This is a genomic window from Parvibaculum sp. (genome assembly GCF_030651915.1).
Lineage (GTDB): Bacteria > Pseudomonadota > Alphaproteobacteria > Parvibaculales > Parvibaculaceae > Parvibaculum.
The window spans coordinates 58,984-82,593 of the sequence record NZ_JAUSBV010000011.1 but is presented as its reverse complement, the minus strand read 5'-3'; the positions used below and the strand labels follow the sequence as shown (position 1 = coordinate 82,593).

The 23,610-nt window shown below is 63.9% G+C and carries 20 protein-coding genes and 1 tRNA gene; 10 read left to right on the top strand and 11 right to left on the bottom strand.

Annotated features, from left to right (window positions below; translation table 11 throughout):
- The 6 genes from Q7V31_RS17320 to Q7V31_RS17295 form a co-directional block, all read left to right on the top strand.
- A partial coding sequence (locus tag Q7V31_RS17320) for a hypothetical protein (protein WP_370690682.1) occupies nt 1-2,322 on the top strand: 2,322 nt, incomplete at its 5' end.
- A complete protein-coding gene (locus Q7V31_RS17315) occupies nt 2,319-3,878 on the top strand; it encodes a hypothetical protein (protein ID WP_304736152.1) in 1,560 nt (519 codons plus the stop codon). The genes Q7V31_RS17320 and Q7V31_RS17315, both read left to right, overlap by 4 nt.
- Nucleotides 3,875-4,732 (top strand): hypothetical protein, encoded by an 858-nt coding sequence (locus tag Q7V31_RS17310; protein WP_304736150.1) that lies wholly within the window; start codon nt 3,875-3,877, stop codon nt 4,730-4,732. The genes Q7V31_RS17315 and Q7V31_RS17310 overlap by 4 nt, the downstream gene beginning before the upstream one ends.
- A complete protein-coding gene (locus Q7V31_RS17305) occupies nt 4,729-5,757 on the top strand; it encodes a hypothetical protein (RefSeq protein ID WP_304736148.1) in 1,029 nt (342 codons plus the stop codon). Before Q7V31_RS17310 ends, Q7V31_RS17305 begins: the two co-directional genes overlap by 4 nt.
- Nucleotides 5,758-5,785: 28 nt before the next feature.
- A complete protein-coding gene (locus tag Q7V31_RS17300) occupies nt 5,786-6,517 on the top strand; it encodes a hypothetical protein (protein WP_304736146.1) in 732 nt (243 codons plus the stop codon).
- Between the two features lie 21 nt (nt 6,518-6,538).
- On the top strand, nt 6,539-7,213 hold the full coding sequence (locus Q7V31_RS17295) for a DUF4376 domain-containing protein (protein ID WP_304736144.1): 675 nt from the start codon (nt 6,539-6,541) through the stop codon (nt 7,211-7,213).
- A 37-nt stretch (nt 7,214-7,250) separates the two neighbouring features.
- Here the strand turns inward: Q7V31_RS17295 and Q7V31_RS17290 are convergent, their stop codons facing one another.
- Nucleotides 7,251-7,685 (bottom strand): helix-turn-helix domain-containing protein, encoded by a 435-nt coding sequence (locus Q7V31_RS17290; protein WP_304736142.1) that lies wholly within the window; start codon nt 7,683-7,685, stop codon nt 7,251-7,253.
- 2 nt (nt 7,686-7,687) lie between these two features.
- Entirely contained in the window at nt 7,688-7,915 is a 228-nt protein-coding gene (locus Q7V31_RS17285; protein ID WP_304736141.1) for a hypothetical protein, read from the bottom strand.
- Between the two features lie 318 nt (nt 7,916-8,233).
- Between Q7V31_RS17285 and Q7V31_RS17280 the strand changes: the two genes are divergently transcribed.
- Complete coding sequence (locus Q7V31_RS17280; protein WP_304736140.1) at nt 8,234-8,551, top strand: hypothetical protein; 318 nt, start codon at nt 8,234-8,236, stop codon at nt 8,549-8,551.
- Nucleotides 8,552-8,707: 156 nt separating this feature from the next.
- Here Q7V31_RS17280 and Q7V31_RS17275 read toward each other — a convergent pair.
- Nucleotides 8,708-8,784: transfer RNA gene (locus Q7V31_RS17275), tRNA-Arg, on the bottom strand.
- A gap of 215 nt (nt 8,785-8,999) precedes the next feature.
- Between Q7V31_RS17275 and Q7V31_RS17270 the strand changes: the two genes are divergently transcribed.
- Nucleotides 9,000-9,857: a thermonuclease family protein gene (locus Q7V31_RS17270; protein WP_304736139.1), complete on the top strand. Its 858-nt coding sequence runs from the start codon at nt 9,000-9,002 to the stop codon at nt 9,855-9,857.
- On the top strand, nt 9,854-11,338 hold the full coding sequence (locus Q7V31_RS17265) for a M48 family metalloprotease (protein ID WP_304736137.1): 1,485 nt from the start codon (nt 9,854-9,856) through the stop codon (nt 11,336-11,338). The genes Q7V31_RS17270 and Q7V31_RS17265 overlap by 4 nt, the downstream gene beginning before the upstream one ends.
- A gap of 6 nt (nt 11,339-11,344) precedes the next feature.
- On the opposite strand, the gene Q7V31_RS17260 is transcribed toward Q7V31_RS17265, so the two are convergent.
- From Q7V31_RS17260 to Q7V31_RS17235, 6 genes are all read right to left on the bottom strand, one after another.
- Nucleotides 11,345-12,241 (bottom strand): RNA polymerase factor sigma-32, encoded by an 897-nt coding sequence (locus tag Q7V31_RS17260; protein WP_304736136.1) that lies wholly within the window; start codon nt 12,239-12,241, stop codon nt 11,345-11,347.
- 215 nt (nt 12,242-12,456) lie between these two features.
- Nucleotides 12,457-13,521 carry a CarD family transcriptional regulator gene (locus Q7V31_RS17255; RefSeq protein ID WP_304736135.1) on the bottom strand — a complete coding sequence of 355 codons (1,065 nt, stop codon included), beginning with the start codon at nt 13,519-13,521 and terminating at the stop codon, nt 12,457-12,459.
- 607 nt (nt 13,522-14,128) lie between these two features.
- Nucleotides 14,129-14,467, bottom strand: a complete 339-nt coding sequence (gene fdxA, locus Q7V31_RS17250) for a ferredoxin FdxA (protein ID WP_304736134.1) — start codon at nt 14,465-14,467, stop codon at nt 14,129-14,131.
- A 42-nt stretch (nt 14,468-14,509) separates the two neighbouring features.
- Nucleotides 14,510-14,983: a TerB family tellurite resistance protein gene (locus tag Q7V31_RS17245; RefSeq protein WP_304736133.1), complete on the bottom strand. Its 474-nt coding sequence runs from the start codon at nt 14,981-14,983 to the stop codon at nt 14,510-14,512.
- Nucleotides 14,984-15,039: 56 nt separating this feature from the next.
- The gene (locus Q7V31_RS17240) at nt 15,040-15,435 is read right to left on the bottom strand and encodes an RNA-binding S4 domain-containing protein (protein ID WP_304736132.1); all 396 of its coding nucleotides are present in this window, start codon (nt 15,433-15,435) and stop codon (nt 15,040-15,042) included.
- Between the two features lie 11 nt (nt 15,436-15,446).
- Nucleotides 15,447-18,455 (bottom strand): helicase-related protein, encoded by a 3,009-nt coding sequence (locus Q7V31_RS17235; RefSeq protein ID WP_304736130.1) that lies wholly within the window; start codon nt 18,453-18,455, stop codon nt 15,447-15,449.
- 343 nt (nt 18,456-18,798) lie between these two features.
- Here Q7V31_RS17235 and Q7V31_RS17230 point away from each other — a divergent pair, with 343 nt between their 5' ends.
- The gene (locus Q7V31_RS17230; protein ID WP_304736129.1) at nt 18,799-20,094 is read left to right on the top strand and encodes an acyl-CoA dehydrogenase family protein; all 1,296 of its coding nucleotides are present in this window, start codon (nt 18,799-18,801) and stop codon (nt 20,092-20,094) included.
- A 29-nt stretch (nt 20,095-20,123) separates the two neighbouring features.
- On the opposite strand, the gene Q7V31_RS17225 is transcribed toward Q7V31_RS17230, so the two are convergent.
- Nucleotides 20,124-22,472 carry an ATP-binding protein gene (locus Q7V31_RS17225; protein ID WP_304736127.1) on the bottom strand — a complete coding sequence of 783 codons (2,349 nt, stop codon included), beginning with the start codon at nt 22,470-22,472 and terminating at the stop codon, nt 20,124-20,126.
- 235 nt (nt 22,473-22,707) lie between these two features.
- A complete protein-coding gene (locus Q7V31_RS17220) occupies nt 22,708-23,406 on the bottom strand; it encodes a hypothetical protein (RefSeq protein WP_304736126.1) in 699 nt (232 codons plus the stop codon).
- Nucleotides 23,407-23,610: the final 204 nt, after the last annotated feature.

Here is a 23,610-nt window from a genome sequence, read left to right as displayed (position 1 = left end):
GGGGCGGCGGGCGGCGCGGCCGGCGCGGCGGGCGCGGCCGGCGGCTTGCAGGCCGGCCTCGCGGCCGTGCCGGTGTGGGGCTGGATCGCGCTGGCCGCCATGACGGTCAAGGGCTTTGTCGAGGGCGCCGATCCGGGTTCGCCGAAAGGCGCCATCAACACGCTGCTGCTGCCCTCGATCGAGGAATGGCAGAAAGACCCCGGCCGCAGCTTCGCCAACGCCATCGATCCGATCGGCCTGGTGATGTCGGATTTCGGGCTGCCAAGCTTCCTGACGCCGGGCGGCCTGCTCGGCAGCCTGCTCGGCAAGAAAGAGCCGAGCGACAAAGCGGCGCGCACCAATATCGATATCGGTTCGGGCGATATCGGCGAGGCGACTTTCAGCAGCGGCAAGCGCAGCCAGAAGACCATCGACGCCTCGCAGCAAATGGCCCGCGTGTTCCTCGACGTCGCGCAGGCCATGGAGAAGGCGACCGGCGGTGTCGGCGCGCTGCACGCTTTCGTGATCGCCGGCGAGCGCGACGGCTTCCGCGCCTATGTCGGCGACCGCGACGACGTGAAGCACAAGGATGCCGACGTCATGAAGTTCAAGACCGCCGAGGCGGCGCTTGAATGGATGATCGAGACCTTCATCTCGAAGATCGAGGGCGGCAACCCCGAGGTGATGCGCGTTGCGGCTTTGAACAAGGGCAAGGGCGCGGAGGAAATGGTCAACGCCATGATGCAGGCGAAGGCGATCCTCGATGCGCTTGGCGCGCTGGCGGCCAACGACAATATCTCGCAAGGCGAACAGGCAGTGCGGCAGCTCACCGAGGAGATCGAGGCGCTTCGCATCGCGGCGCGCGACATCGGCCTGTCGGACGCCATCCAGGCCGAGATCGGCGCCGCCGAGCGCATGGCGCGCGATCGGCTCACCAAGGGCTTCGACGACGCGGTGGCGCGCGCCATCCTGTCGGCGCTCGACCCGGTGCGGCTTGCCTGGAACGACATGATGGACGTTCAGACAGAGCGCCTGCGCAACGTCGCGGCGCTGTCGGGCGATGTCGGCGAGACGCAGCGCCTCAACCTGATCGAGCAGCAGATGTTCCTCGCCAGCCTCTCGGCCGAGCAGCGCGCGGCGCTGGGCGAATTGATCGACCTTGCCGGCGAGCTCGGCTTCCGGCTCGGCGAGGCGCAGGCCGCCGCCCTGGCGCTGGCGACGACCGAGCTGCAGACCATGCAGGCGCGCGGCCGCGAGCTTGAAAACAACGCCGCGCAATTCACCCGCTTCGCAGCCGTCGCCGAACAGGCGCTGGTCAATTTGCGCGGCGGCGCGCTGTCGCCGCTGACGCCGGCGCAGAAGCTGGCCGAAGCGCGAACGCGCCTCGACGCGCTCTCCGCGCGCGCCTTCGACGAGGGCGACATGGAGGCGATGGGGCAGCTCCCGGCCGCCGTCCAGGCTTTTGTCGACGCCTCGCGCGGCTATCACGCCGATGCCGGGCAGTTCCTCGCCGACTTCGCTTTCGGTGAAAGCGTGCTCGAAGCGATGCACGCGGCCGGCATTGGCGGCGCGGAGGCCGCCAGTGCGGAACTCGAAGCGCTGGAGGCAAGCCGCGACCTGCTCGAAGAGATCCGCGACGCGCTCGCCTCGGCTTCGCCCGACGCCGAACTCCTGACCGCGCATATGACAGCGCTGGCGGCGCTCGAACTGGAAGGCGCGGCGGCGATCGCCGACAAGCTCGCCGAGCTGATCGCGTTGACACAGGAAGCGGCGGCGGCAATTGCATCGGCGCCGCCCGCGCCGGCGCCGGTCTACACCGATCCGCTTGAAGCGCGGCCGGAGGCGGCAGTGCCGCCGGCGACACCGCCACCGCCCGCGGCAACACCCCCCGCGGCGACACCCCCGCTGGGCAGCGGCGGCGGGCGTCCCGGCCGCAATTTGAACGGGCGCCGGTTCGATCCGCGCAACTTTGCGGGCCTCGACCTGCCGCGCTTTGCCACAGGCGGGCTGCATGTCGGGCCGGGCAGCGGCACGTCGGACAGTTTGCTCGGCCGTTTTTCGGCCGGCGAGTTCACGCTGCGCGCCTCGGCCGTCCGCACCTACGGCCTGCCCTTCGTGCAGGCGGTTAACGAGGGCACGCTGCGCACGGATGCCGCCAACGATCGCGAGAAGCTCGGGCCGCGGCTTGAAGCGATCGAGCGGCGGCTTGTCGAGCTCACTGGCATTGCCGCGGCGGGTGCCGAAGGCACGATCGGCGCGATCGAGGAGGGCAATGCCGTCGCCGAGCGCACTGCCAGGGCGCAGGAAGCGGCGGTCGGCCGGGCGGCGCGAGGGACGCGATGACAAAAATCATCCTCGCCGAGCTCGCCGTCATCGACCCGGAAGGCACGCCGCATGTGCTCCATTTTTCCGACGAACCGATGCTGCCCTTCGCACCGGACGATGCCGAGCGGCCGAACCAGGCGTATGACCCGCGCCTTATCGATGCCGCCAATATCTCGCTCGACGTCTTCACCGATTTCGACCGGCTGACATCGGCGGCCGGCGGCGGCGCTGTGACGCTGTCGAACAATGACGGCGCGCTCTCCTATCTGCGGCTCTTTGGCTTCGGGTCGATCGACCTCTACTGGGGCGAAGCCGGCGATCCCTTCAGCGCTTTCGTGCCGCTGCTGAAAGGGCGCGCCGCCTCGCCGCTCTGGCAAATCGCGGCGGCCGTGGCGGGGCGTCTGACACTGCCTGTCCACGACAAGCGCGCCGATCTCGACACGCTGATCCCCGCCAACCTCTATGCCGGCACCAATGCCGGCGGCGGCACCGGCTATGAGGGAACCGCCGACGGGTTGAAGGACACGCCCAAGCCGCTGGCACTGGGCGACCTGACCGCGGCGAACCTCGCCGCGCCCTGGGCCAATGCCGAAGACCGTGTCGCGCAGCTCAATGACGGCGCCTTCGAAGGCATCGCGGCGATCTATAATGGCGGCGGCGACGCGGCGCTGACGCTATCCGGCCTCTCGACCGGCGCGAGTTTCGACGCCGCGACGCCGGCGGCCGACGAATACGAGGAGGACCGCGTGCGCGGCCTCGTCAAGTTCGGCTCGGTGCTGGCGGGCGCCGTGACCTTCGACCTCAAAGGCGCAAGCGATGGCGGCTATGACGACACGCCGGCCCCGCTGATCCGCCGCCTGCTGAAGCTGGCGGGCGCCGACGACGCCGAAATCGGCGCCAGCTTCAGCGGGTTTGAAGCACCGGAAAAGGCCGGCCTTTGGGTCGACACCCGCCGCCCCGCCTGGGAGCCCGTCGAGGCGCTTGCCCGATCGATGGGCGGATGGTGCCTGCCCGACCGGTTGGGGCTCTGGCAATTGGGCCGCGCCCTGCCGCCCATTGGCGAGCCGGCATTCGAGCTCGCCGACGACGACATCGTCGACATCGCGGTCGACCCGGCGGCGCCGGTCGACCCCGTGTGGCGCGTCACCTGCCTCTATGCCCGCAACTACCGGGTGCTGTCGCGCGGCGAGATGCAGGGCGCCGTGCCCGGCACCGAGCGCGAGAGCGTCGTCGACCGCGAATGGCGCACAGCGACGCCGGCGGAAAACGCCGGCACGCGAGCGCGCTTTCCCGGTGCGCGCGAACTGACCGTCGAAACGGCGCTTCGCCACGAAGCCGACGCGGCGGCGCTGGCGGCGCGGCTGCTGGCGTTTTTCGGGCCGCGGCCTGACGGCGCGGCCAAGCGGCTGCTGCGCTGTGCGGTGCTGATGACAGCCGAGGCGCTGGCGCTGCCGCTCGGCGCGGAAGTCGCGCTGTCCTATGCACGCGACGGCATCGCCGCCAACGGCATCCTGCTCGGCATCCAGCCGACCTGGCCGCGCCGCAACCTCGTGACGCTGAAGGTCTGGATATGAGCTATATCGGAAAATTCGCGGGCACCAACCAGGCCGCCGGAGCGAGCTTCGAAGGCGGCGCATGGGCCGAGGCCCTGCCGCTCGAAAACCTTGTTGACACCCGCGTCGTCTCGCATCCGGCGCGCTGCGAAGATGCGACGGACCTTGAGGCGTCGCAATTCGACATCGTGCTGCCGCGCCGCCGCAAGATTTCGTTGCTGGCGCTGACAACGACCACGCTTTCGGCAGTCGCGAAAATCCGCCTGTCATTTTTCGACGAGGATGCCGCCGAGCCTTTCGACGGCACCGACTGGCGCGATTGTTTTCCGCGCATGTGGCCGAGCCTCGATCTCGACTGGGAGGCCGAGAATTTCTGGACCGGCCGCCCGAACGAGCGCGACCTCGACGCCTATTCGCGCAACGTGCTGGTGGAATTCCCGGTAACAAGCTGCGCGCGCGTCCGGGTCGAGATCGACGACGTGACGCATCCGCGCGGCCATATCGATCTCGGTTATCTGTTTCTCGCGTCGAGCTTCACGCCCGCTTTCAATTTCGAGTGGGACAGCCAATTCTCGATCGGCGCGCGCACCACGACCGACCTGACGCCGGGCGGGCGGCCGCTGCACGACCGCCGAAAGGCACAGCGGCAGCTGCGGATTGCCTATGAGCACCTGACGAAGAACGAAGCCATGCGCTTTGTCGACGCCGGTGCGCGCAACGATGTCGTCGATCCGGTGCTCTTCATTCCGGCGCCGGCCGACACGCGCAATGTCTTTCGCGAAACCTTCCTCGCCCGCTTCGTCGAGCTGCCGTCGCGATTGTCGCGCGTGCACGGTTCGGCCGTTCCCCTCACCTTCCGGGAGATCATCGCATGAGCATTCTCGATACGCTCGCCCGCCTGACCGGCGGCTATTACAACTCCAACGCCTTCGACGAAGAGGACAATCCGGGCGGGTTTGCGGCGGACGGGCATCAGCAGAATTTTCCGGCGGCGCTCGCCGATGTCGGCGATGCCGCGGAATACGCCGGCGGTGCGGCGGTGGCGACGGGCGAGGCGCTGGAAGACGCGCAGGCCGCGCGCGACAAGGCCGAGGCCTGGGCCGATGCCGGCGAGGACGTGCCGGTCGAGGAAGGCGCCTTTTCGGCCAAACATCAGCGCATCAAGACGGAAGCGCTCAAAGACGATGTTCAGGGCCTCAAGGAAGATGTCGAGGGGCTGAAGGGCGATACGCAAGGCCTCCGCGACGAAGCGGAGGGGTTTCGCGACGACGCCGAGAACATCCGCGACAGCCTGGTCAATGTCGTCGAGCTGAAGGGCAGCTTCGATGCCTCGACCGGCACCTTTCCGGCCGACCCGACGGTTGGCGACTACTGGATCGTCACGGTGTCGGGCACGGTCGACGCCGTCGACCTCATCCAGGGCGACGAAATCATCTATGGGCCGAGCGGCTGGATCATTGTCGGCCGCGTGCTTTCGGCGTCGCAAATCCTGACGCTGCTGCTCTCGGTCGACGGCGCGGGATCGGGGCTCGATGCCGACCTGCTGGACGGACAGCAGGGTAGCTACTATGCAACCGCGGCTGCTTTGGACACCAAGGTCACTGGCAACGGCCCCATCACCGGGGCGACGAAAACAAAGGTTACCTACGATGCCAAGGGATTGGTCACTGCGGGCGCGGACGCTGCAATCGCCGATATTACGGGCTTGCAGATTGCTCTCGACGCCAAGGCCGCCACCGCCACAACCATTTCGGCCGGCGCTGGTTTGACCGGAGGCGGCAGCCTTGCCGCCAACCGAACTTTGTCGATTGCGACAACCTCGAACGGCCATGGCACGCGCACCGTCTCGACCTCCGATCCGTCGGGCGGCGCGAACGGCGACATCTGGCTCAAGGTGTGAGATGCCCCAGCATGTGAGAGACGCCGGCGTGTGGAAGCAGGCTCTCGTGCCGTCGGTGCGCGACGGCGGCGTGTGGAAGGCCGCCAATCCCTGCTATGTGCGCGACGCCGGCGTCTGGAAGAGATTTCACGGCCAAGCCATCGCATACCAGGCCTCTTCGATGGCTCGGTCGAGTTCGACCCTGACCACCTATACTTTCACCGCGCGTCCCTTCGGCCCTGCCGCCGCCGACCGCAAGATCATCGCGGTTATTTACTGGGAGCAGGCGTCCAGCGTTCGGGACCTGGTCAGCGCGACCATCGGCGGGGTCGCAGCAACGCTTCATGTGAGCCGAACGCGCGTCGGCGCTTGCTCTGCGATCATTTCCGCCGACGTCCCGACCGGCACAAGCGGCACTATTGCGTTCACGCTCGATGGCGGTTGCAACAGCGCCGGCGTGGCGGGCGTCTACGCGGTCACCGGGCTGGCGAACGCCGCGCCTCACCACACTGCATCGACGGGCGGAACCGGCGCTTCATCCGCCTCGGTCACTCTCAACCTGCCCGGCGGCGGCTTCGCCATCATGGGGGGGATGAGCGCGAGCAACGCCAGCGCGCCGCATGACTGGAGCTTCGTGACAGAAAATGAAGAAGGTTCGGAGACCCGGCATACGGCGTCGTCCGGGCACAATCCGGAAACCGTACTGACCACAGGGCAGAGCATCGGGGTTTCGTGGAGCGGTAGCCGCATCTACTCCTTCGTTGCGCTCTCGTGGGCGTGACCGACAATCAGGAGAGCAGGAATGACAGACGAACAAGAGCAGCAGCTTCCCGAGGAACCGGCGCTTCCCGATCCCGAAACCGGCGCGCGCACATGGACGGCGTTGGTTCGGCGTGAAGACGGAGTGCGCGATGACAGGCCGCTCCTGTGGCGCACCGACAGCGGCGAGCGCCCGACCGATGAGTATCTCGCTGAAGTCGGCTATGCGGGGCTGATCGAGACTCCGGCGCCGGCGCATGACCCGCTGACGCACAGGGCGGTGAAGCGGCCGTGGCAGATTGACGGTGCCGAGATCGTCGAGGCTTGGGATGTTGTGGCACTCAACAGCCAGGAACAGGCCGATGCGCTGGCCGCACACAAAGAGATGCTGGCCGCCCATGCCGCCGACACGCGCTGGCAGGTCGAGTGTGGCGGCCTCGAAGCCGGCGGCGTGCAGATCGCCACGGATGACCGCTCGAAGATGATGATCGGCTTTGCACAGGCGCGCGCGCTGGCGAACCCGGCCTACATGACGGGCTGGAAAGGCGCGGACGGCGCATTCGTGATGCTCGATGCGTCGGTGGTCATTGCGATCGCCAATGCCGTCGCGGCGCATGTCGAGGCCTGTTTCGCATTGGAGGCGACGGTGCTGGCTGCGATCGCGGCCGGGACGATGACGACGACGGCCGAGATCGACGCGGCCTTCGCCCAGATGTAGAGGGCGGGGGGCCGCGGGCGCGACAACGCCCTCTTGTTCAGATGCTGGACAAGAAGCGCTGCAGCGACCTCTTGCTCGGGAGATAGCGGCCTGGAAACTGGGTCTCCAGGCGCGCCAGAACGCCAGTCGCCGACATACGGGGGTGCTCACGCAGCAACACGGCGATCGCCTCGCGGACATCCGGCGCGTTGTCGAAGGCGCCTGCGCCCCTGCGGTTGCCATAAGCCGGCACGAGGGCTTCCGCGCCCCCGCGATCGTAAGCGCTCCACCACCGCCCAATGGTTCCCCTGTCGACGGCCGGGTAGGCCTCTTTCACCCATGCCGGTACTTCCACTTTGCCGTCGGCATAGGCCGCCGCGAAAGCGCCGATCGAGCCCCATCCGAGACGCCCGTTCTGAACTTGCCAATCCCGGTGGGCCTCGAGGATTTCGACCCGCGCCTTTGCCCTCCGCGAAGAGGAATTCTCGGCCATGTCTATATCCTCCGGAGGGCCTTCCCCTCATCGTTAAGGTCGCGGGCGGCGCTGTATATTTCCCTGTGGATCAGCTCAAGCAGGGTCGCGAGGTTGTCGCCGCGCATGTTGTCCAGGGGCTGCGTCGACGCACTGAGAAGGTCGACGACGGCCTCAAGGGCGCTCAGGCCGGTCTCGGCGCGGTCGAAGGCGTCCGACGGCAGGGCGGGCAAAGCGTGGATGTTCGTCATGACTTTTGCTCCTACGTGTGGCTTTCTAGGCCATTCCCGCGTTCGGCGCGGGCACCGGGAGCTAGAAACCCGACGTAGGACGGGCGGGCTTATTCCCCTTTCGGGTCTTGTATTCGCCGCACTCCCGGCAGAATTCAGGCATGGAAAAGCCGCCAAGACTATCGGGGGCGGCTTCCGCCTACGTCTCAAGTGTTTCTAGCACCGGGGCCGATATTGGGGCACGGCGCGGCCCGCGTCAAGGAGGCCTGCACCCCCATTGAAGGGGTACTTCAGGCGAGATTAAGATGGCGCGCTAGCAAGGCATGAGAGGAGGGGAAGATGGGAAGAGTGATTTTTGGGATTGTGCTGGCGGCAGCGCTTGCCGCCGGTGGTTTAGTGTCGGCGGCAACGGTCCGGGGAAGTCATTTCGGCTGCCTCACTGAGGCGTCGCTGACAGAAATCCGGGACGCCGCCCGCCGCGAGGATATGCGCCAGGTCGATGCCCTCCTATCCGGATTTCATTGCGTCGTACTCAGTCCAGGGCAGGAGTTTTCCGTCGTCGACCGCGGGCGGCGGATGTCGAAGATTAGGGTCTATGGGGTCGGTGGCTCGGTCCTCCTTTATGTAGGTCCTGAGTTGCTGCGGGATGCGGGTTAGCTGTCCGAGTTTGCGCCTTTCCGGCCGATCCCCTCGGCGGCCCGTGCTCCATCTGAGCCCCTGTTAGAAAAACCCATCCATGTGGCGCCCCAATCCCAATCTATGTGGCGCGCTACAGGTTGGCGGCCCTTGCCGATGCCGTGCGGGAGAGGAAGATGGTGACCCCGGCGCGATTCGAACGCACGACCCTCAGATTAGGAATCTGATGCTCTATCCTGCTGAGCTACGGGGCCACATCGAGACGGATGCAGGCAAGGACGCAGGCCAGCCGTGTCCTTGCGTCGGGCAACCTACGTCAGCGACGGCGGCGCCGCAATCTCCCTGCGCGCGCGACCGGGCCGATGGCGTCCGATTCCGGGGCCGCACCCTTTGACCGCCCTGCCGGTTTGCGCCTAGATATTCGGGGCGCGCACGCACGGGCCGACGGTTCGGGGACGGGGGGTCTTTCATGCATATTCTGTCCTGCGGCCGTGCCCTCTGGCTGGCATCCGGGCTTCTCGGCGCCCTGCTTCTCGCCGTGCCGGTCGCGCATGCGGCTTGTGAGCTCGAACAGGGTGACATCTCGCGCGCAGTCGCGATTGTCGATGGCGATACAGTTGTTCTCGACAATGGCCGGCAGGTCCGCTTCACCGGCATCCAGGCGCCGAAGCTGCCGCTTGGACGAGCGAATTTTGAAACCTGGCCGTTGGCCGGCGACGCACATGCCGCCCTGTCGGCGTTGGCCCTGGGCAAGCCGGTCACGCTGCGACATGGCGGCCGCCGCGACGATCGGCATGGCCGCATCCTGGCTCATCTCTTCATCGCCGATGCGAATGGCCGGGAGGTGTGGCTGCAGCGTGAAATGCTGCGGGTCGGACTGGCGCGCGTCTATACGTTCCGCGACAACCGGGCCTGCGCCGCCGAGCTGCTCGCGGCCGAGCGCGAGGCACGTCAGGCGCAGCGCGGCATCTGGGCCGATCCCTTCTATGCGATCCGCGACGCTGCCGATGTGACGGCGCTTGAGCGGCTTTCCGGAAGCTTTGAACTGGTCGAGGGCCGGGTGGTTTCGGCCGCCGTCGTTCGCGACCGCATTTATTTCAATTTCGGCGCCGACTGGCGGACCGACTTCACGGTGACAGTTGCATCGCGGGACGCTAGGCTCTTTCTCGACGACCGGATCTGGGGCGCATTGCTCGACCAGGATGGCGGCCCATCGGGCATCGAGAACCGGCGGGTGCGGGTGCGCGGATGGCTTGGCCGCTACAACGGCCCTGAAATCACCGTCACACATCCCGAACAGATAGAACTGCTGGACGATACGCCATGAAAAACGAGATGACGGGACGTGGCGGACAGGCGGCGCGCGCGACATGGATCGTGCCCGTACTGGCGACACTGCTTTTCTCCGTTTCCGCCTGCACGACCAATCCGGCGACCGGCAAACGGCAGGTCGCCCCTCTGGTGTCGGTGGAGCAGGAATCGAAAATAGGTGCCGAGGCGCATCCGAAGATTCTCGAAGCCTTTGGCGGCGCCTATCCCGATGCGCGGCTCGGCGGTTATGTCGCCGGCATCGCGACGCGGGTGGCGCGTGCCACGAATGTTCCCAACGGACAGTACCGCGTCACGGTTCTGGACAGTCCGGTGATCAATGCCTTCGCGTTGCCCGGCGGCTATGTCTATGTGACGCGGGGACTGGTCGCGCTCGCCAATGACGAAGCGGAGCTTGCCGGCGTCATCGGTCATGAAATGGGTCACGTCGCGGCGCGTCATTCGGCGCAGCGCCAGACGGCCGCTATGGGTACGACGCTGCTCGGCGCCGTATTGGGCGCCGTGATCGGCAATCAGGCGGCGAGCCAGGCGATCGGTCTCGGCGGACAGGGCTTCCTTGCCGGCTATTCGCGCGATCAGGAATTCGAGTCCGACATGCTCGGTGTGCGCTATCTGACAAGCGCCGGATACGACGCCTATGGCGTTGCCGATTTTCTGACGACCATGGGCGCGCAGGATGCGCTTGAGGCGCGGCTTAGGAACGTGCCGGATGCGGCGCGAAGCAATTGGCTGGCCAGTCACCCGGCGACTGCCGCCCGCGTCGACGCCGCGAGATCCGCTGCCCGCGATGCGGGTGCTGCACCCGGCAAGGGTGAGCGCAATCGCGAGACTTATCTGAAGGCGCTCAACGGGATCCTTTATGGCGACCGTTCCGAAGACGGGATCGTGCGCGATCGCGATTTTGTGCATCCGAAACTCGGCTTTGCCTTCAAGGCCCCGACTGGGTTCGCCATCACCAATTCACCGGCCGCCGTGCTGCTGCAGGGGCCGGACCGAACAGTCGCGAAGTTCGACACGGGACAAAAGGATGCCAGCGTCGATATCGCACGTTATCTGACGAACCAGTGGGCCAGGGACACGCCACTCTCCGGATTGCAGAAATTCAAGGTCAACGGCATGAACGCAGCCACGGCCACAACGCGGATCAACGACTACAATGCGCGGCTGGTTGCCATCGAGTTTGCGCCCGACCGTGTCTATCGTTTCCTGACCGGCACCTTGCCGCAAACAGGCACGCGTCACGATGCGGCGCTGCAGGGGCTGGTGATGAGCTTCCGCAAGATATCGCCGGCCGAAGCGGCGGCGGTCAAACCGTTGCGGCTGCGCGTCGTTACCGTTCGGCCGGGCGACACGGCGGCTTCGCTTGGCCGTCGTATGGTCTATTCGGATTTTCAGGCCGAACGCTTTCGTGTCCTGAACGGTCTCGGTGCCGGCGACGAGCCGCGGCCCGGCACGCTTGTCAAACTTGTGACCGAGTAAGGTCCATCAACCAAGCAGGCCTGCGGCTTCCGGATCGGGCACCTTTTCGAGCAGTGCCGTCCGCATTTTCTTCAGTGCCAGATGTTCGATCTGACGCACGCGTTCCTTGGAAATTCCAAGTTGCGTGCCGAGTGTTTCGAGCGTCAGCGCTTCATCGCGCAGGCGCCGTTCGCGGATGATCAGCAACTCGCGCTCATTGAGCTTGCCGAGCGCCTCGGCAATCCAGCGGGAGCGATAGGCACCGTCGTGCTGCTCCATGACTTCCTCATCCGGCTGCGGCCGGTCGCAAGGCAGCATGTCCTGCCATTCGGTCGCGTTGTCGTCGGACGTACCGTCGGAAAGCATCGCGTTGAGCGACCGGTCGCCCGCCATCAAACGCGCATCCATGCTTTCAACGTCGTCGACGCCGACGCCCAAACGCTTGGCGATGAATATCCTGTCCTCCTGCCGCAGCGTCTGCCGTGTGCCGCTGTCGATCAGCGCGCGCAGGCGGCGCAGATTGAAGAACAGGGATTTGTGGGCGGCGGTGGTGCCCGTGCGCACGATCGACCAGTTGCGCAGGACGTAGTCCTGGATCGCGGCGCGTATCCACCAAGTGGCATAGGTCGAGAAGCGCACGCCACGTTCGGGCTCGAAGCGCGCGGCTGCCTGCATCAGACCGACATTTCCCTCCTGAACGAGATCGCCATAGGGAAGACCGTAATTACGGAAGCGCGTGGCCAATGAAATCACGAGGCGCATATAGGCGCAGGTCAATTGATGCAGCGCCTGATCGTCGCCGTCCTCTCGCCAGCGCCGGGCAAGTTCGAATTCGGTTTCCCTGTCGAGCAGCGGCACGGTCATGGCGCGCTGCATGAAACGGCGGTTGGCGCGCTGCGTTTCGGGCGTGTCTGTGTGCGGCATCTCAGTCACTCCTCCGTGCTGCGGTACGCTGTCGCGTCTCCGAAGTTTCGGCCGGCAACTTTCCTACGGCCTGCAAGCTGTTCCGGATCAATGCCGGATGCGCAGGCCGGTTTTCTTGTACCGGTATTTAATGGCCAGAAAGGGGCAGAGGTCGGCAAAAACAAAAAAAGGCCCGGCGTCAAGCCGGGCCTTTTCGATGTCTGCCGGTGGAAGGATCAGGCCGCTTCGCTGGCCTCGCCGTCCTTGGGTGTCTTGTCACCGCCGCGCGACGCGCCCTGCAGGGCCTGTTCGACGCGTTCGATTGCCGCGTCTTCGCCGATGCGCCCGACGGCCGCCACTTCCCGCGCCATCCGGTCGAGCGCGGCTTCGTATAGCTGGCGCTCGGAATAGGATTGCTCGGGCTGGCGTTCGGAGCGATAGAGATCGCGCACAACCTCGGCGATCGATATGAGATCGCCGGAGTTGATCTTTGCTTCGTACTCCTGCGCGCGGCGGCTCCACATGGTGCGCTTGATGCGTGCGCGGCCGCGCAGCGTCTCGATTGCGGAGTCGACGACGCCGGTGTCGGAGAGCTTGCGCATGCCCACGGCGCCCGCCTTATTGGTCGGGACGCGCAGCGTCATCTTTTCCTTGTCGAAGTTGATGACGAAGAGCTCAAGCCTGTGGCCGGCGACTTCCTTCTCTTCGATATCGAGGATCTGGCCGACGCCATGGGCCGGATAGACGACATATTCCTTGGCCTTGAAGTTGGCGCGTGGCGCTGCCGGCTTTGCGGGTTCCTTCGGCGCCTCAACTTTCGCGGGTCTGGCTGCCGCCTCCGCCCTGGCGCGCTTGGCCGCGGCTTCGCGCTCGGCCGCTTCGGTCTTGCGCGCTTTTTCGGCGCGGCCCTTTGCCGCCTCCATCAGCTTGCTGGCCGCGTTGGCCAGCTTGGGCGGCGTCTTGCGCGGCGGCGGCGCCTTGGCTGGTTCCGGCTTCGGCGCCTTGGCGGCTTTGGGCGCAGCCTTTTTCGCCGGTGCCTTGGCAGGCGCGGCTTTTGCCTTCGGCTTGGCCGCGGGTTTGGCCGGTACACTCTTTGGCTTCGGCTTGGCGGCGGGCTTGGCCGCTTTTGCGGCCGGCTTCGTCGCCGCCGCCGGCTTCGCCTTGGCGTCAGGCTTTGCCTTGACCGCCGGCTTGGCTTTCGCCTTGCTCGCCTTGGTCTTGGCGGTCGCGGCTTTCGCTGTGACCTTGGCCGTCGATTTGGACTTCGTGGACTTGGGGGATTTCGTCACTTTGCTCGCCATGGCCTTTCCTGTACCCAGCCTTTCATAACCGGGGCCGGAGGACAGACACGATGTCTTCCCTGCCGGGCCTTGAATTTCGAAGCGCTACGGACAGCCACCCCCATCCGGGGCTCATCGGCTCCCCGTGAAGAGGCCGTCAGACACTTCAGGCCGAAAGTCCCTTTCGGCCCCAACCTCCGACCGCCAAACAGGGCAGCCGACTCCTGTGGATGACACCTGTTTCCCGCCGGCGGGCCGATCACAGCCGAAACATATGCTGTCGGCAATTTGCCTACCTCAGACCGGCCATTGCGGGCCGGCAAAGCGGAGCGAGGTGACGAAATGCAGACACAACCCGTGCGTCTTCAACGTGTGGCTGTGCTGCCAGGGTATTTTCGCGTCCGTAATCGCAGCATTTTTACTGTGCGATATATATAACACAAAAACCGCCCTCTTGGAAGGCGGCGCGGCAAAAGGACAGTTAACACAGGGAGATAGAGCCCCGACCCACCTGATTGGTGTATGTTTCTGCGGTAAACGGCGGAGATTTCCTGCAGGACCACCGGCTTTGTGGCCGAGACGGTTGTTTCAAATCAGGACAAAATGGCGACTTGCCTGTCGGCGCCACTCAATCGCCTTCGCCGGGTTCCGGGCTGAAGTGATCATCGAACTTGCCAGCGACGCCTTGCCATTCCTCAGCATCGGCCGGGGGTTCGCGTTTGATGGTGATATTCGGCCATTTCGAAGCATATTCGGTGTTGAGTTCGAGCCATTTCTCGAGACCGGGCTCGGTGTCCGGTTTGATCGCTTCGGCCGGGCATTCCGGTTCGCAGACGCCGCAATCGATACATTCGTCGGGATGGATGACCAGCATGTTCTCGCCCTCGTAGAAACAGTCCACGGGGCAGACTTCGACGCAGTCCATGTATTTGCAGCGGATGCAGGCATCGGTCACGATATAGGTCATCGCAGTCTCCAGTCGCGCGGTCTTCGCGCGGTCCTTTCAAGTTTACGGGGAGCGGGTGGGCCGGTCCCGCAATCCGAGCCGCGCACGGACGCGCTGCCGCGCCTCGCCCGATTCGCGATCGGGAACGTATATCAAGCCTGCGACGCGTCGCAACAGGTTGGCTTCGTAATCGTCCAGGACTCCATCCGCATAGACGACCTCCCACATTTTCTCGACCAGCTTGAGGCGTTCGGCTTCGTCATAGCCGCGTTTTATCGCCTGTGCCCAACGGTGCAGATCGATCGTCCGGGCTTCTTCGCTCTCGGCTGTCGCCACGAGAGCGTCCAGATCTGACGGAGCGAGGCCAAAGGTATCGGTGGCAATCTGCCGGATCGTGCGCCGTTCGTCGTCGCTGAAATCGGCATCGGTCGTTGCGGCGCGCACCAGCAGTGCCATGACGGCGATCTGAAGATTGTCGAACTTCGGGGCGGCATCTTCGGCCGGACCCAGGAGGAACGATTTAATGTTGGAGAACATGTTATTTTACTTATACGGTTCGGAAGATATGTTCAAATACAATGATATTTGTAAAATTATTCATTTTTCTTCAATGCGTCGGTCTGGCGCCGTTCTTTTTTTGTCGGGCGGCCCATGCCGGGCGAGCGACCTGTGGCCAGTTCGGCCGTCGTTCTTGCCGCACCGGGCTCCGGTGGTGGTTCCAAGTCCCTATAAAGGGCCGCAGCCTCCGACGCGGGACCACGACGGAGCCCGAGCAGCACAATCTCGATGACCCTGATATGGGTGCCCAGCGGGAAAGTGAGAACGTCCCCGGGACGCACGTTTCGGCTTGCTTTCGAGATGCGCTCTCCGTTGACGCGCAACCGCCCGCTCTGAATGAGCGCCGCTGCAACAGAACGGCTCTTCGAAAAGCGTGCGCACCAGAGCCAGCGGTCGATGCGTTGACCAGGCCGTCCGGCCGCGTCTTCCATCGTCCTTGGGATCAGTTGCCGCCGGCGCGCTCTTTGAGCACGGCCAGCGCGGCAAAGGGCGAATCCGGGTCGGGTTCGCGTTCGCGCAACTTGCGCGGCTCGCGGTGTCCGCCATCCGGACGCGGACCCTTGGCTGGCCGCTCACCGTGATCGTCCGGTTTGCGTCTCGGTTTTCTGTGACGTTCGCCCCGCGCTTCGGCCGGCTTTTCCCCTGTCTCGGCTTTTGCCTTGTTCGGCTGCCGTCGCCGTGCCGGTTTGCCTTCCTGCTTGCGGCGGGCCGGTCGCCAGATTTCAAGCTCGACTGCGGCATTGGCTATTGCGGGCTCTGCAGGCATCGATATTTCGGGTTCGGCCTGGTCGGCGCCATCCAGTCCTGTCGTCGGTATTTCGACGGCTTTTGCCTCTGTCGTTGAGCCGGCTGCCGGTTCAATTGCAGGCGTTGCGATCGCGTCGACTATCGCCGCAAGCGCTGCCTCCGCAGCCGTCTGCTGCGCAGCGGCGTCGATCACCGCGGTCGAGACACCCGTTGCTTCCGAACCTGCCGTATCCGTCGGACGCGGGACGATGGTTTCGCGTTGCGAGCGATAACCGAGGCCTTGCAGCAGGCTTGCGAATTCCTCGCCCGAGCATCCAACCAGCGACATCATGTCGGGCGTCACCACAAAGCCGCCATTGTAGGTGCGGGCGGCAATTACCGGCCGGATCAGGTCGGCGATGCGTTCCAGCATGTCGAGCCGGACGGCGCGCGTGCCACAAACGCGGAAGCCCAGAGCCTCGTAAAAGCCTTGCGGGGCGGACGGGTCGGCCGTGACCGAGGTCAGGCCCGGTGCCGGCGGTTGGGGCAGGCCGGCAAATGGGTCGTTGTCATCTTTGCGTGTCAGCGCCCAGAGCATCATCAGCAAACGGGCCGGAGCCGGCTTCAGCAGTGCTGGCATGAAAATCGAATGAGCACCGAACCGGACGCCATGCTTGCGCAACTGGCCGCGCGCGGCCTGATCGAGTGTGCGAATGTCTTCAGCCACCCATTCGCGCTTCATCGATCCGAGATGTTCGATCAAACGAAAAGCGACACCGCGCGCAAGACCTTCGATTTCGATCGCATCGCGCAGCGCAACCAATGGCGCCAGGACATTTGCCATATGCATCGCGATCCAGCCATCAAGGCGGGTCTGTACCGCCTCGCGTGCCGCGCCGTTCAGCTCTTCGCCGGCAATCAGTTCCAAGCGCGGCTTCAGCGGTTCGATACCCGCCTTCAGTTCGGCAACCGGATGGCCTGTCCAGACGACCCGACCATGATCGGACAGGGAAATATCGGCGTCCGGTGCTGCAGCCAGTCTTTGGGCGCGATCTGCAATTTCACTTGTCAACGCCTGATCCGCCGCCGTGCGGAGCACACGCACTTGCTCACCATCGGCCCTCGGGTCGGGAACAAAGACGAACCCATGAAGGCGGCCGACATACTCGCCCTCCACCAAAACCTCGCCGTCATTGTTAACAGCCGCCATTAAATCCTCGTTCAGGCGCAGGCGCTTCATTAGCACGCTGGTGCGGCGGTCGATGAACCGCTGCGTCAGACGCTCGTGCAGCGCATCTGACAGCCTATCCTCTACCGCACGAGCGCGCTCCTGCCAATGAGAAGGATCATGAAGCCAGTCCGGACGGTTCGCCACATAGGTCCATGTGCGGATATGGGCGATACGGGCTGACAAGGTGTCGATCTCGCCATCTGCGCGGTCGAGGCGGCCAATCTGGCGCGCGATCCAGTCGTCGGGTATGCGAGCCGCGCCGCGTCCGGAAGGTTCCATAAGGAACAGATAGAGCCTTGTCAGAAGGTCCGCGTGTTCGCTTGCCAGTGTTTTGCGGAAGTCGGGAAGCTGGGCCACCTCCCATAGCCGCTCTATAGCTGAAGATGACCTTGCCGATGTCTGGACGTCGGCGTTGCGGGCCATGCGCGTCAGCGCCTCGAGGTCGTCGGCGATGGGCGCGCGGGCGAGCACCGGCCGTTCGGGCGGCCGCTGAAGGCTCTGGATCAGCGCGGCGAGGCTTGAGAACTCGAGATGCGGATTGCGCCACTGCAGGAATCGTGCGGGCTCGAAGCTATGGTTCTCAATGCGCGAAACGACTTCGTCGTCCAGCGGCTGAGTATCGCCGGTCACGCCAAAGGTGCCGTTGTTCATATGGCGGCCGGCGCGGCCGGCGATCTGGGCCAATTCAGCCACACGAAGGGAGCGATGCTGATGGCCGTCGAACTTCTGGGTCGATGCAAAGGCGACATGGTCCACATCCATGTTGAGCCCCATGCCGATTGCATCGGTCGCGACCAGAAAGTCGACCTCGCCAGATTGATAGAGCGCCACTTGAGCGTTGCGGGTGCGCGGCGAAAGGGCACCCATGACGACGGCCGCGCCGCCGCGCTGGCGACGGATCAACTCGGCGATTGCGTAAACCCGGTCAGCGGAGAAGGCGACCACGGCCGAACGGCGCGGCAGGCGTGTGAGTTTTTTCGAACCCGTCCATGTCAGTTCGGAAAAGCGCGGCCGGACGACAAAATTCGTCTCCGGCAACAATTTCTGGATCAGGCCCCGTACCGTTTCGGAACCGAGCATCATGGTTTCGGAAAGCCCGCGGGCGCGGAGGAGGCGGTCGGTAAAGGTGTGTCCGCGCTCCCGGTCGGCGGCGAGTTGGATTTCGTCGACGGCCAGAAATTCGACCGGCCGGTCGAGCGGCATCGCCTCGACGGTACAGACGAAATAGCGAGCGTTCGGCGGGAGTATTTTCTCTTCGCCGGTGATCAGCGCCACGTGGCGCGCGCCCTTCACTTTTGCAACACGGTCATAGACTTCGCGGGCAAGCAGACGCAACGGCAGCCCGATCATGCCGGTCTCGTAGCCCATCATCCGCTCGATGGCGAGATGGGTCTTGCCGGTATTGGTGGGGCCCAGCACAGCGGTGATGCGGCGGCGTTCGGCAAGGCCGTCGCGTGCATTGCGGCTGGGTGTGGGGACGGACAGGATACTCATGTTTCGAGGCGCACCATCGGGGCAAAAGGACGTGGAGGCAAGGGTACGCCGCGATTAACCGTGCGGGCATTAAGGACTGGAATATTGAGCGAACGAACCGGGTCCGAATCGCCGACCATTCCGTCTTCCGTCTTCGTTCACGGCTAAATGTTGTGGTTGGACAATATCTTAGGCGGACAATTCGTTAACAGAAAAATTTTCCTGTGCCTTCCGCAACGTCCTGGCGGCAGTTGGTTTGCGGCGCGCCTGTGGACCCTTTCCGATACTGGACCGCGGTCTATAGTGGCGAACATCGATATTTGCCATCAGGCCCGTCAGGGGCTGGCGACATCCGGAGGACGATATGGATTTCACGATCCCCAAAGAGATCACCGACTATCTCCATGTGCTGGACGATTTCATCGACAAGGAAATAAAACCGCTGCAGGCGCGGGACGACAATGAGCGTTTCTTCGATCACCGCCGCGAACATGCACGTACCGACTGGGACAATCAGGGCTTGCCGCGCCATGACTGGGAAGAACTGCTGGGCCAAATGCGCAAGATTGCCGACAAGGCGGGTCACCTGCGCTACGCCCTGCCGAAGGAGTATGGCGGCAAAGACGGTACCAATCTCGGTATGGCGGTTATCCGCGAACATCTGGCGGCCAAGGGGCTCGGTCTTCACAACGATCTTCAGAACGAAAATTCGATCGTCGGCAATTTCCCGACAGTCCTGATGTTCCGCGACTTCGGCACCGAGGCGCAAAGGAAGCAGTTCATTGCCGGTTCGCTCGACGGTTCCGTGCGTGTCGCCTTCGGCCTCACGGAACCCGAGCATGGTTCGGATGCAACCTGGATGGAGACACGCGGCCGCCGCGAGAAGCGCAACGGCAAGGACGGCTGGCTCATCAACGGGATGAAAATGTGGAACACGGGCATGCATGTTGCGACGCACGACTTTGTGTTCGCTCGCACCAGCGGCCAGGACGGCGATCCGCTCGGCATTACCTGCTTTATCGTTCCGACAGACACGCCCGGCGTCAAGGTCGAGGAGTATCTCTGGACGTTCAACATGCCCACCGACCATCCGCGTGTATCGTTCACGAATGTCTGGGTGCCGGACGATTCAATCCTTGGCGACCCCGAGCGCGGGCTCGAACTTGCGCAGCATTTCGTGCATGAGAACCGTATCCGTCAGGCGGCGTCGGGAGTTGGCGCGGCGCAGTTCTGTATCAACGAAAGCGTCAAATACGCCAAGCAGCGCAAGCCCTTCGGCAAACCGCTCGCCACCAATCAGGCGATCCAGTTCCCGCTAATCGAAGCGCACACCGAGTGCGAGATGATCCGCAATCTCGTCTACAAGACGGCGTGGCAGATGGATCAAATGTCGAAGAAGGATGTCGCGCGCCATCTCTCCGACAAGGTGTCGATGTGCAACTATCGTGCGAACCGGCTTGTCTGTCAGGCGGCCGATCTGGCGATCCAGGTGCATGGCGGCATGGGCTACTCGCGGCACAAGCCGTTCGAGCATATTTATCGCCATCACCGCCGCTACCGGATTACCGAAGGGTCGGAAGAAATTCAGATGCGAAAAGTCGGCGGGCATCTCTTCGGTTTTATCGGCGCCAGCGAGCGGCAGAAGAAGGCGGCGGAATAGCGGCTCCGCGCGCAGGGCGCCGCTTGCGCCTAACGCGCGGAGGCTTCGCCTTTTTTTGCCCATATCAAGCGTGAGGCGGGCAGCTTCATCGTTGCCGTTGTGCCGGCGCCGACGGTGCTTTCGAGGCAGAAGTGGCCGTCATGCATCTCGATCAGCGACTTTGTGATCGGCAAGCCGAGGCCGGTACCGCCGTGCTGACGGGCGTTGGTGTCGTCGACCTGACCGAAGGGTTCCATCACTTCGCCGAGTTTGTCGGCAGGGATGCCGATTCCTGTGTCGCGTACGACGACGCTGAGTTCGCCCGTCTCCGTCAGACCGACAGCAATGTCGATCCGTCCGCCCGGCGGCGTGAACTTCGCCGCATTCGATAGCAAATTCAGCATGATCTGTCTCATGGCGCGCTGGTCGGCGCAGACGCGTGGTATGGCGTCGGGAAGATCGAGAGACACTTTCTGCTGCTTGTCCATTGTCCGGGCGCGCATCATCTCGGCAGACCAGTGCAGGACATCCGCCAGGTCGATCTCCTGCTCCTCGATCGCATAGCGTCCGGCTTCAATCTTCGAGATATCAAGAATGTCGTCGATGACGTTGAGCAGGTGACGTCCGCTGTCGTGAATGTCGACGGCATATTCCCGATAACGCTCGCTGCCGAGCGGACCAAACATGCCGTCGCGCATGATTTCGGAGAAGCCGATGATCGCGTTCAGCGGTGTGCGCAGCTCGTGGCTCATATTGGCCAGGAATTTGCTCTTGGCGCGGTTGGCCAATTCGGCGCTTTCGGTCGCCTGTTTAAGCCCCTGTTCGGCACGGCGGCGTTCGATGGCAATGCCTGCCAGATGCGCGGCTCCGAGGAGGTAGGCATCCTCCCACTTGTCCGGTTCGCGGGCGTCGGACAGGTACATGGCGAAGGCGCCAACGACGCGATCGTTGCGCGACAGGATAGGCCGAAACCAGAGGGAGTTGACGTCGACCTTGCGCATATAGGGCGCGATGCCGGTGCCGTGGTGTTCGTTTTGCAGATCGGTGGCGACGATTCTCTGCCCGGCAAGTGCCATGCTGCCGAAGATGCCCGTCTTTTCCTCTTTCCAGAAGTCGGCGACCCACTGCGCGAAATCGCTCGGCAAGTGTGGCGCTGCGCAGGTGATCAGATTCTCCTCACCGTCGAGCAGGAAGACGGCAGCGCGTGTGCCGGGATTCGCTTCTTCTGCGCCCACGGCCAGAAGCGACATCACCTCGTCGAGTTCCATTCCGGTTGCGAGGGCCCGAAGAACGCGGAACTGACTTTTCTGCTCGTTCTCTGCGCGCTTGCGTTGCGTAATGTCGCGAAGATTGACGACGAAGCCCCGGACGTTTTCGTCTCTTAGCAGATTTGTGACGGTTGCCTCGATCCAGATCGCCTTGTTCTCATGTCGCGGTATCAAGAGTTCATAGTTGCGGCCGGCTGGCCGGATGCCATCGCTGGTTTCGAAAGCGTCCTGACGCAGTGTTTCCTGTTGTTCAGGCGATAGGAGTTCGAGTCCGTTGAGACCGACCAGCGCGTCGGGCGGGAGCCCGATTTTTTCGGCGGCCGGCGATGCATACTGAATGATGCCGTCTTGGTCAGTGACCAGCACAACGTCGAAGGCGTTTTCGACCAATGCGCGGAAATGGTGCTCGCGGCTGAGCAGTTGTGCATTGGCTTCTTCCGCATGAAGGCGCGCGGTCTCCGACATGTCGTGCGCGTGCTCCAGATCCTCTATGAGATCGGCTTTCCTGAAGCGCAGTGTGAGCGTTTCCGTTGCTGCCGCTCTCTGTTGTTGTGCGATGCGCACCAGATAGAGGTAGGTCGGGATGCAAGCGAGGCCGAGGGCCACGAATGTTGACTCGCCGGTGGCGATACCTGCGGAAACAACGCCGGTCATGATCGGCAATGTTGACGCAATCACCAGCGTTACGACGGGAAACGACGTTTGCGATGCCATGACGACGTGAACGATAAAAATCATCAGAATGGCAAGGTTCTGGATGCTGCCGTCCGCCTGCCAGAAAAGCGGAATGAGACCAACCCAGACAATATTCATGACCCAAAAGCGTACGGCCGTCGCAGTAACCCATGGCTTCGGATCGATTTCGTTTTCGTCTGACGCGAAGAAGCGCCGCTGGAACAGTGCATATTCGATGTGTATCGCCACGATGGCAAGCCACCACGCGACGATGACGGGAGCCGGATAGGCGGGAACGAAAGCAAAGGCAATTGCGCCCACGATGGCCGGAAAGTAAATCGGCAGTGTCCGGAAGGTTTTCATCACCGAGCGGTAGAGCTCGAGGCTGATGCGGCGCGCACGTGCATCTGCTCCTGGCACGCCGCCGCCGGGTATACTGGCGAACAATGGCTGCATGGGGCTTGCTCCGAGCCCTGTGGATGGTTTCATGTCCATTGGCGTGCCGGGCATCCGAGCGGGGCTCCTCCCCCAAATTAGAACCCCACGTGCTATGAGGTTTAGGGGAGGGAGGTAAAGTTTCCCTGAATGCAAGATTTTACCCCGAAAATGGCCAATCTTCGGGCTGGGTCGTCGCCGTTCTCGTCGAGCCGGGCAATGTCGTCAGCAGCGACGGGCCGGCGATGAGCGGTCGCTAGTAGATATCGGGTACCGTTATGAGCGGCGCATCCTGGCGCGCGCGGGGGGGGCGACGTCCCTCGACTTCGCAGCTTCGTTTTACGTTCTGGTCAACCTGGGAGGTCGGGGTCCAGTAGCGCGGAGCCCAAGCGGCAACACGCTGATCGGCCTCGGTGTTTTGTTCCACCGCAATCTCGCCCTGAAAGGCGAGAGCGAGATTCCGGTCAGGCTGTACGCCGAGCGAGAGAAGGGACGGATTGCGGCTGTACAGCTTGGCCCATTTGGCCGCTTCGACGCTGTCGCGCGTCGTTACATTTCCGGCTAGATATATCTGGGCGAGGAGTTTTTGAGCGTCGGGCCAACCGGCGTCTGCGGCGCGGTGCACCCAGTCAATCCCTTCGGTGTTGTCGCCGCCGGTAATCAGGCATTGGCCCAAGGCCGTTTGTGCGCCTTCATATCCATGTCCGCGATAGGAAAAGCAGGTCAGAACATCGAGAGTTCGTTCGTCGCATTCGCCGCGCCCGGCATCGCTGATCGACTTTGCATAAAGCGTCCCCGAGGGATCCTGCTCCGCCAGTGTTGGCAGCACGCGCCCCTCGGCGTCGCGTTTTCGGGCCGCCCCTCCTCCGGTGCAGGCTGTAATCGTAAAGGCGACCAGGCAAAGCGCGAAGACGGTCATCGCGGGCGCGCTCAGACGAACTCGGGTCACAGACATATTTCTCCCTCAATTTTCTTCCACTGCGCTGAAGCGGTGGCACAGCGTATCCGGCCAGCCACACCGTAAGGCATGTATTTGACGGCGGCCAGAGCGCGGACGCAATTTCGCGACCGATCTGACGCAACGGAATTGTGGCCCCGTCTCCGTATTTCCGGGCGGTTTGACCCTGCTCGGCGGTTCCTCGATACTCCAGCCGCATTT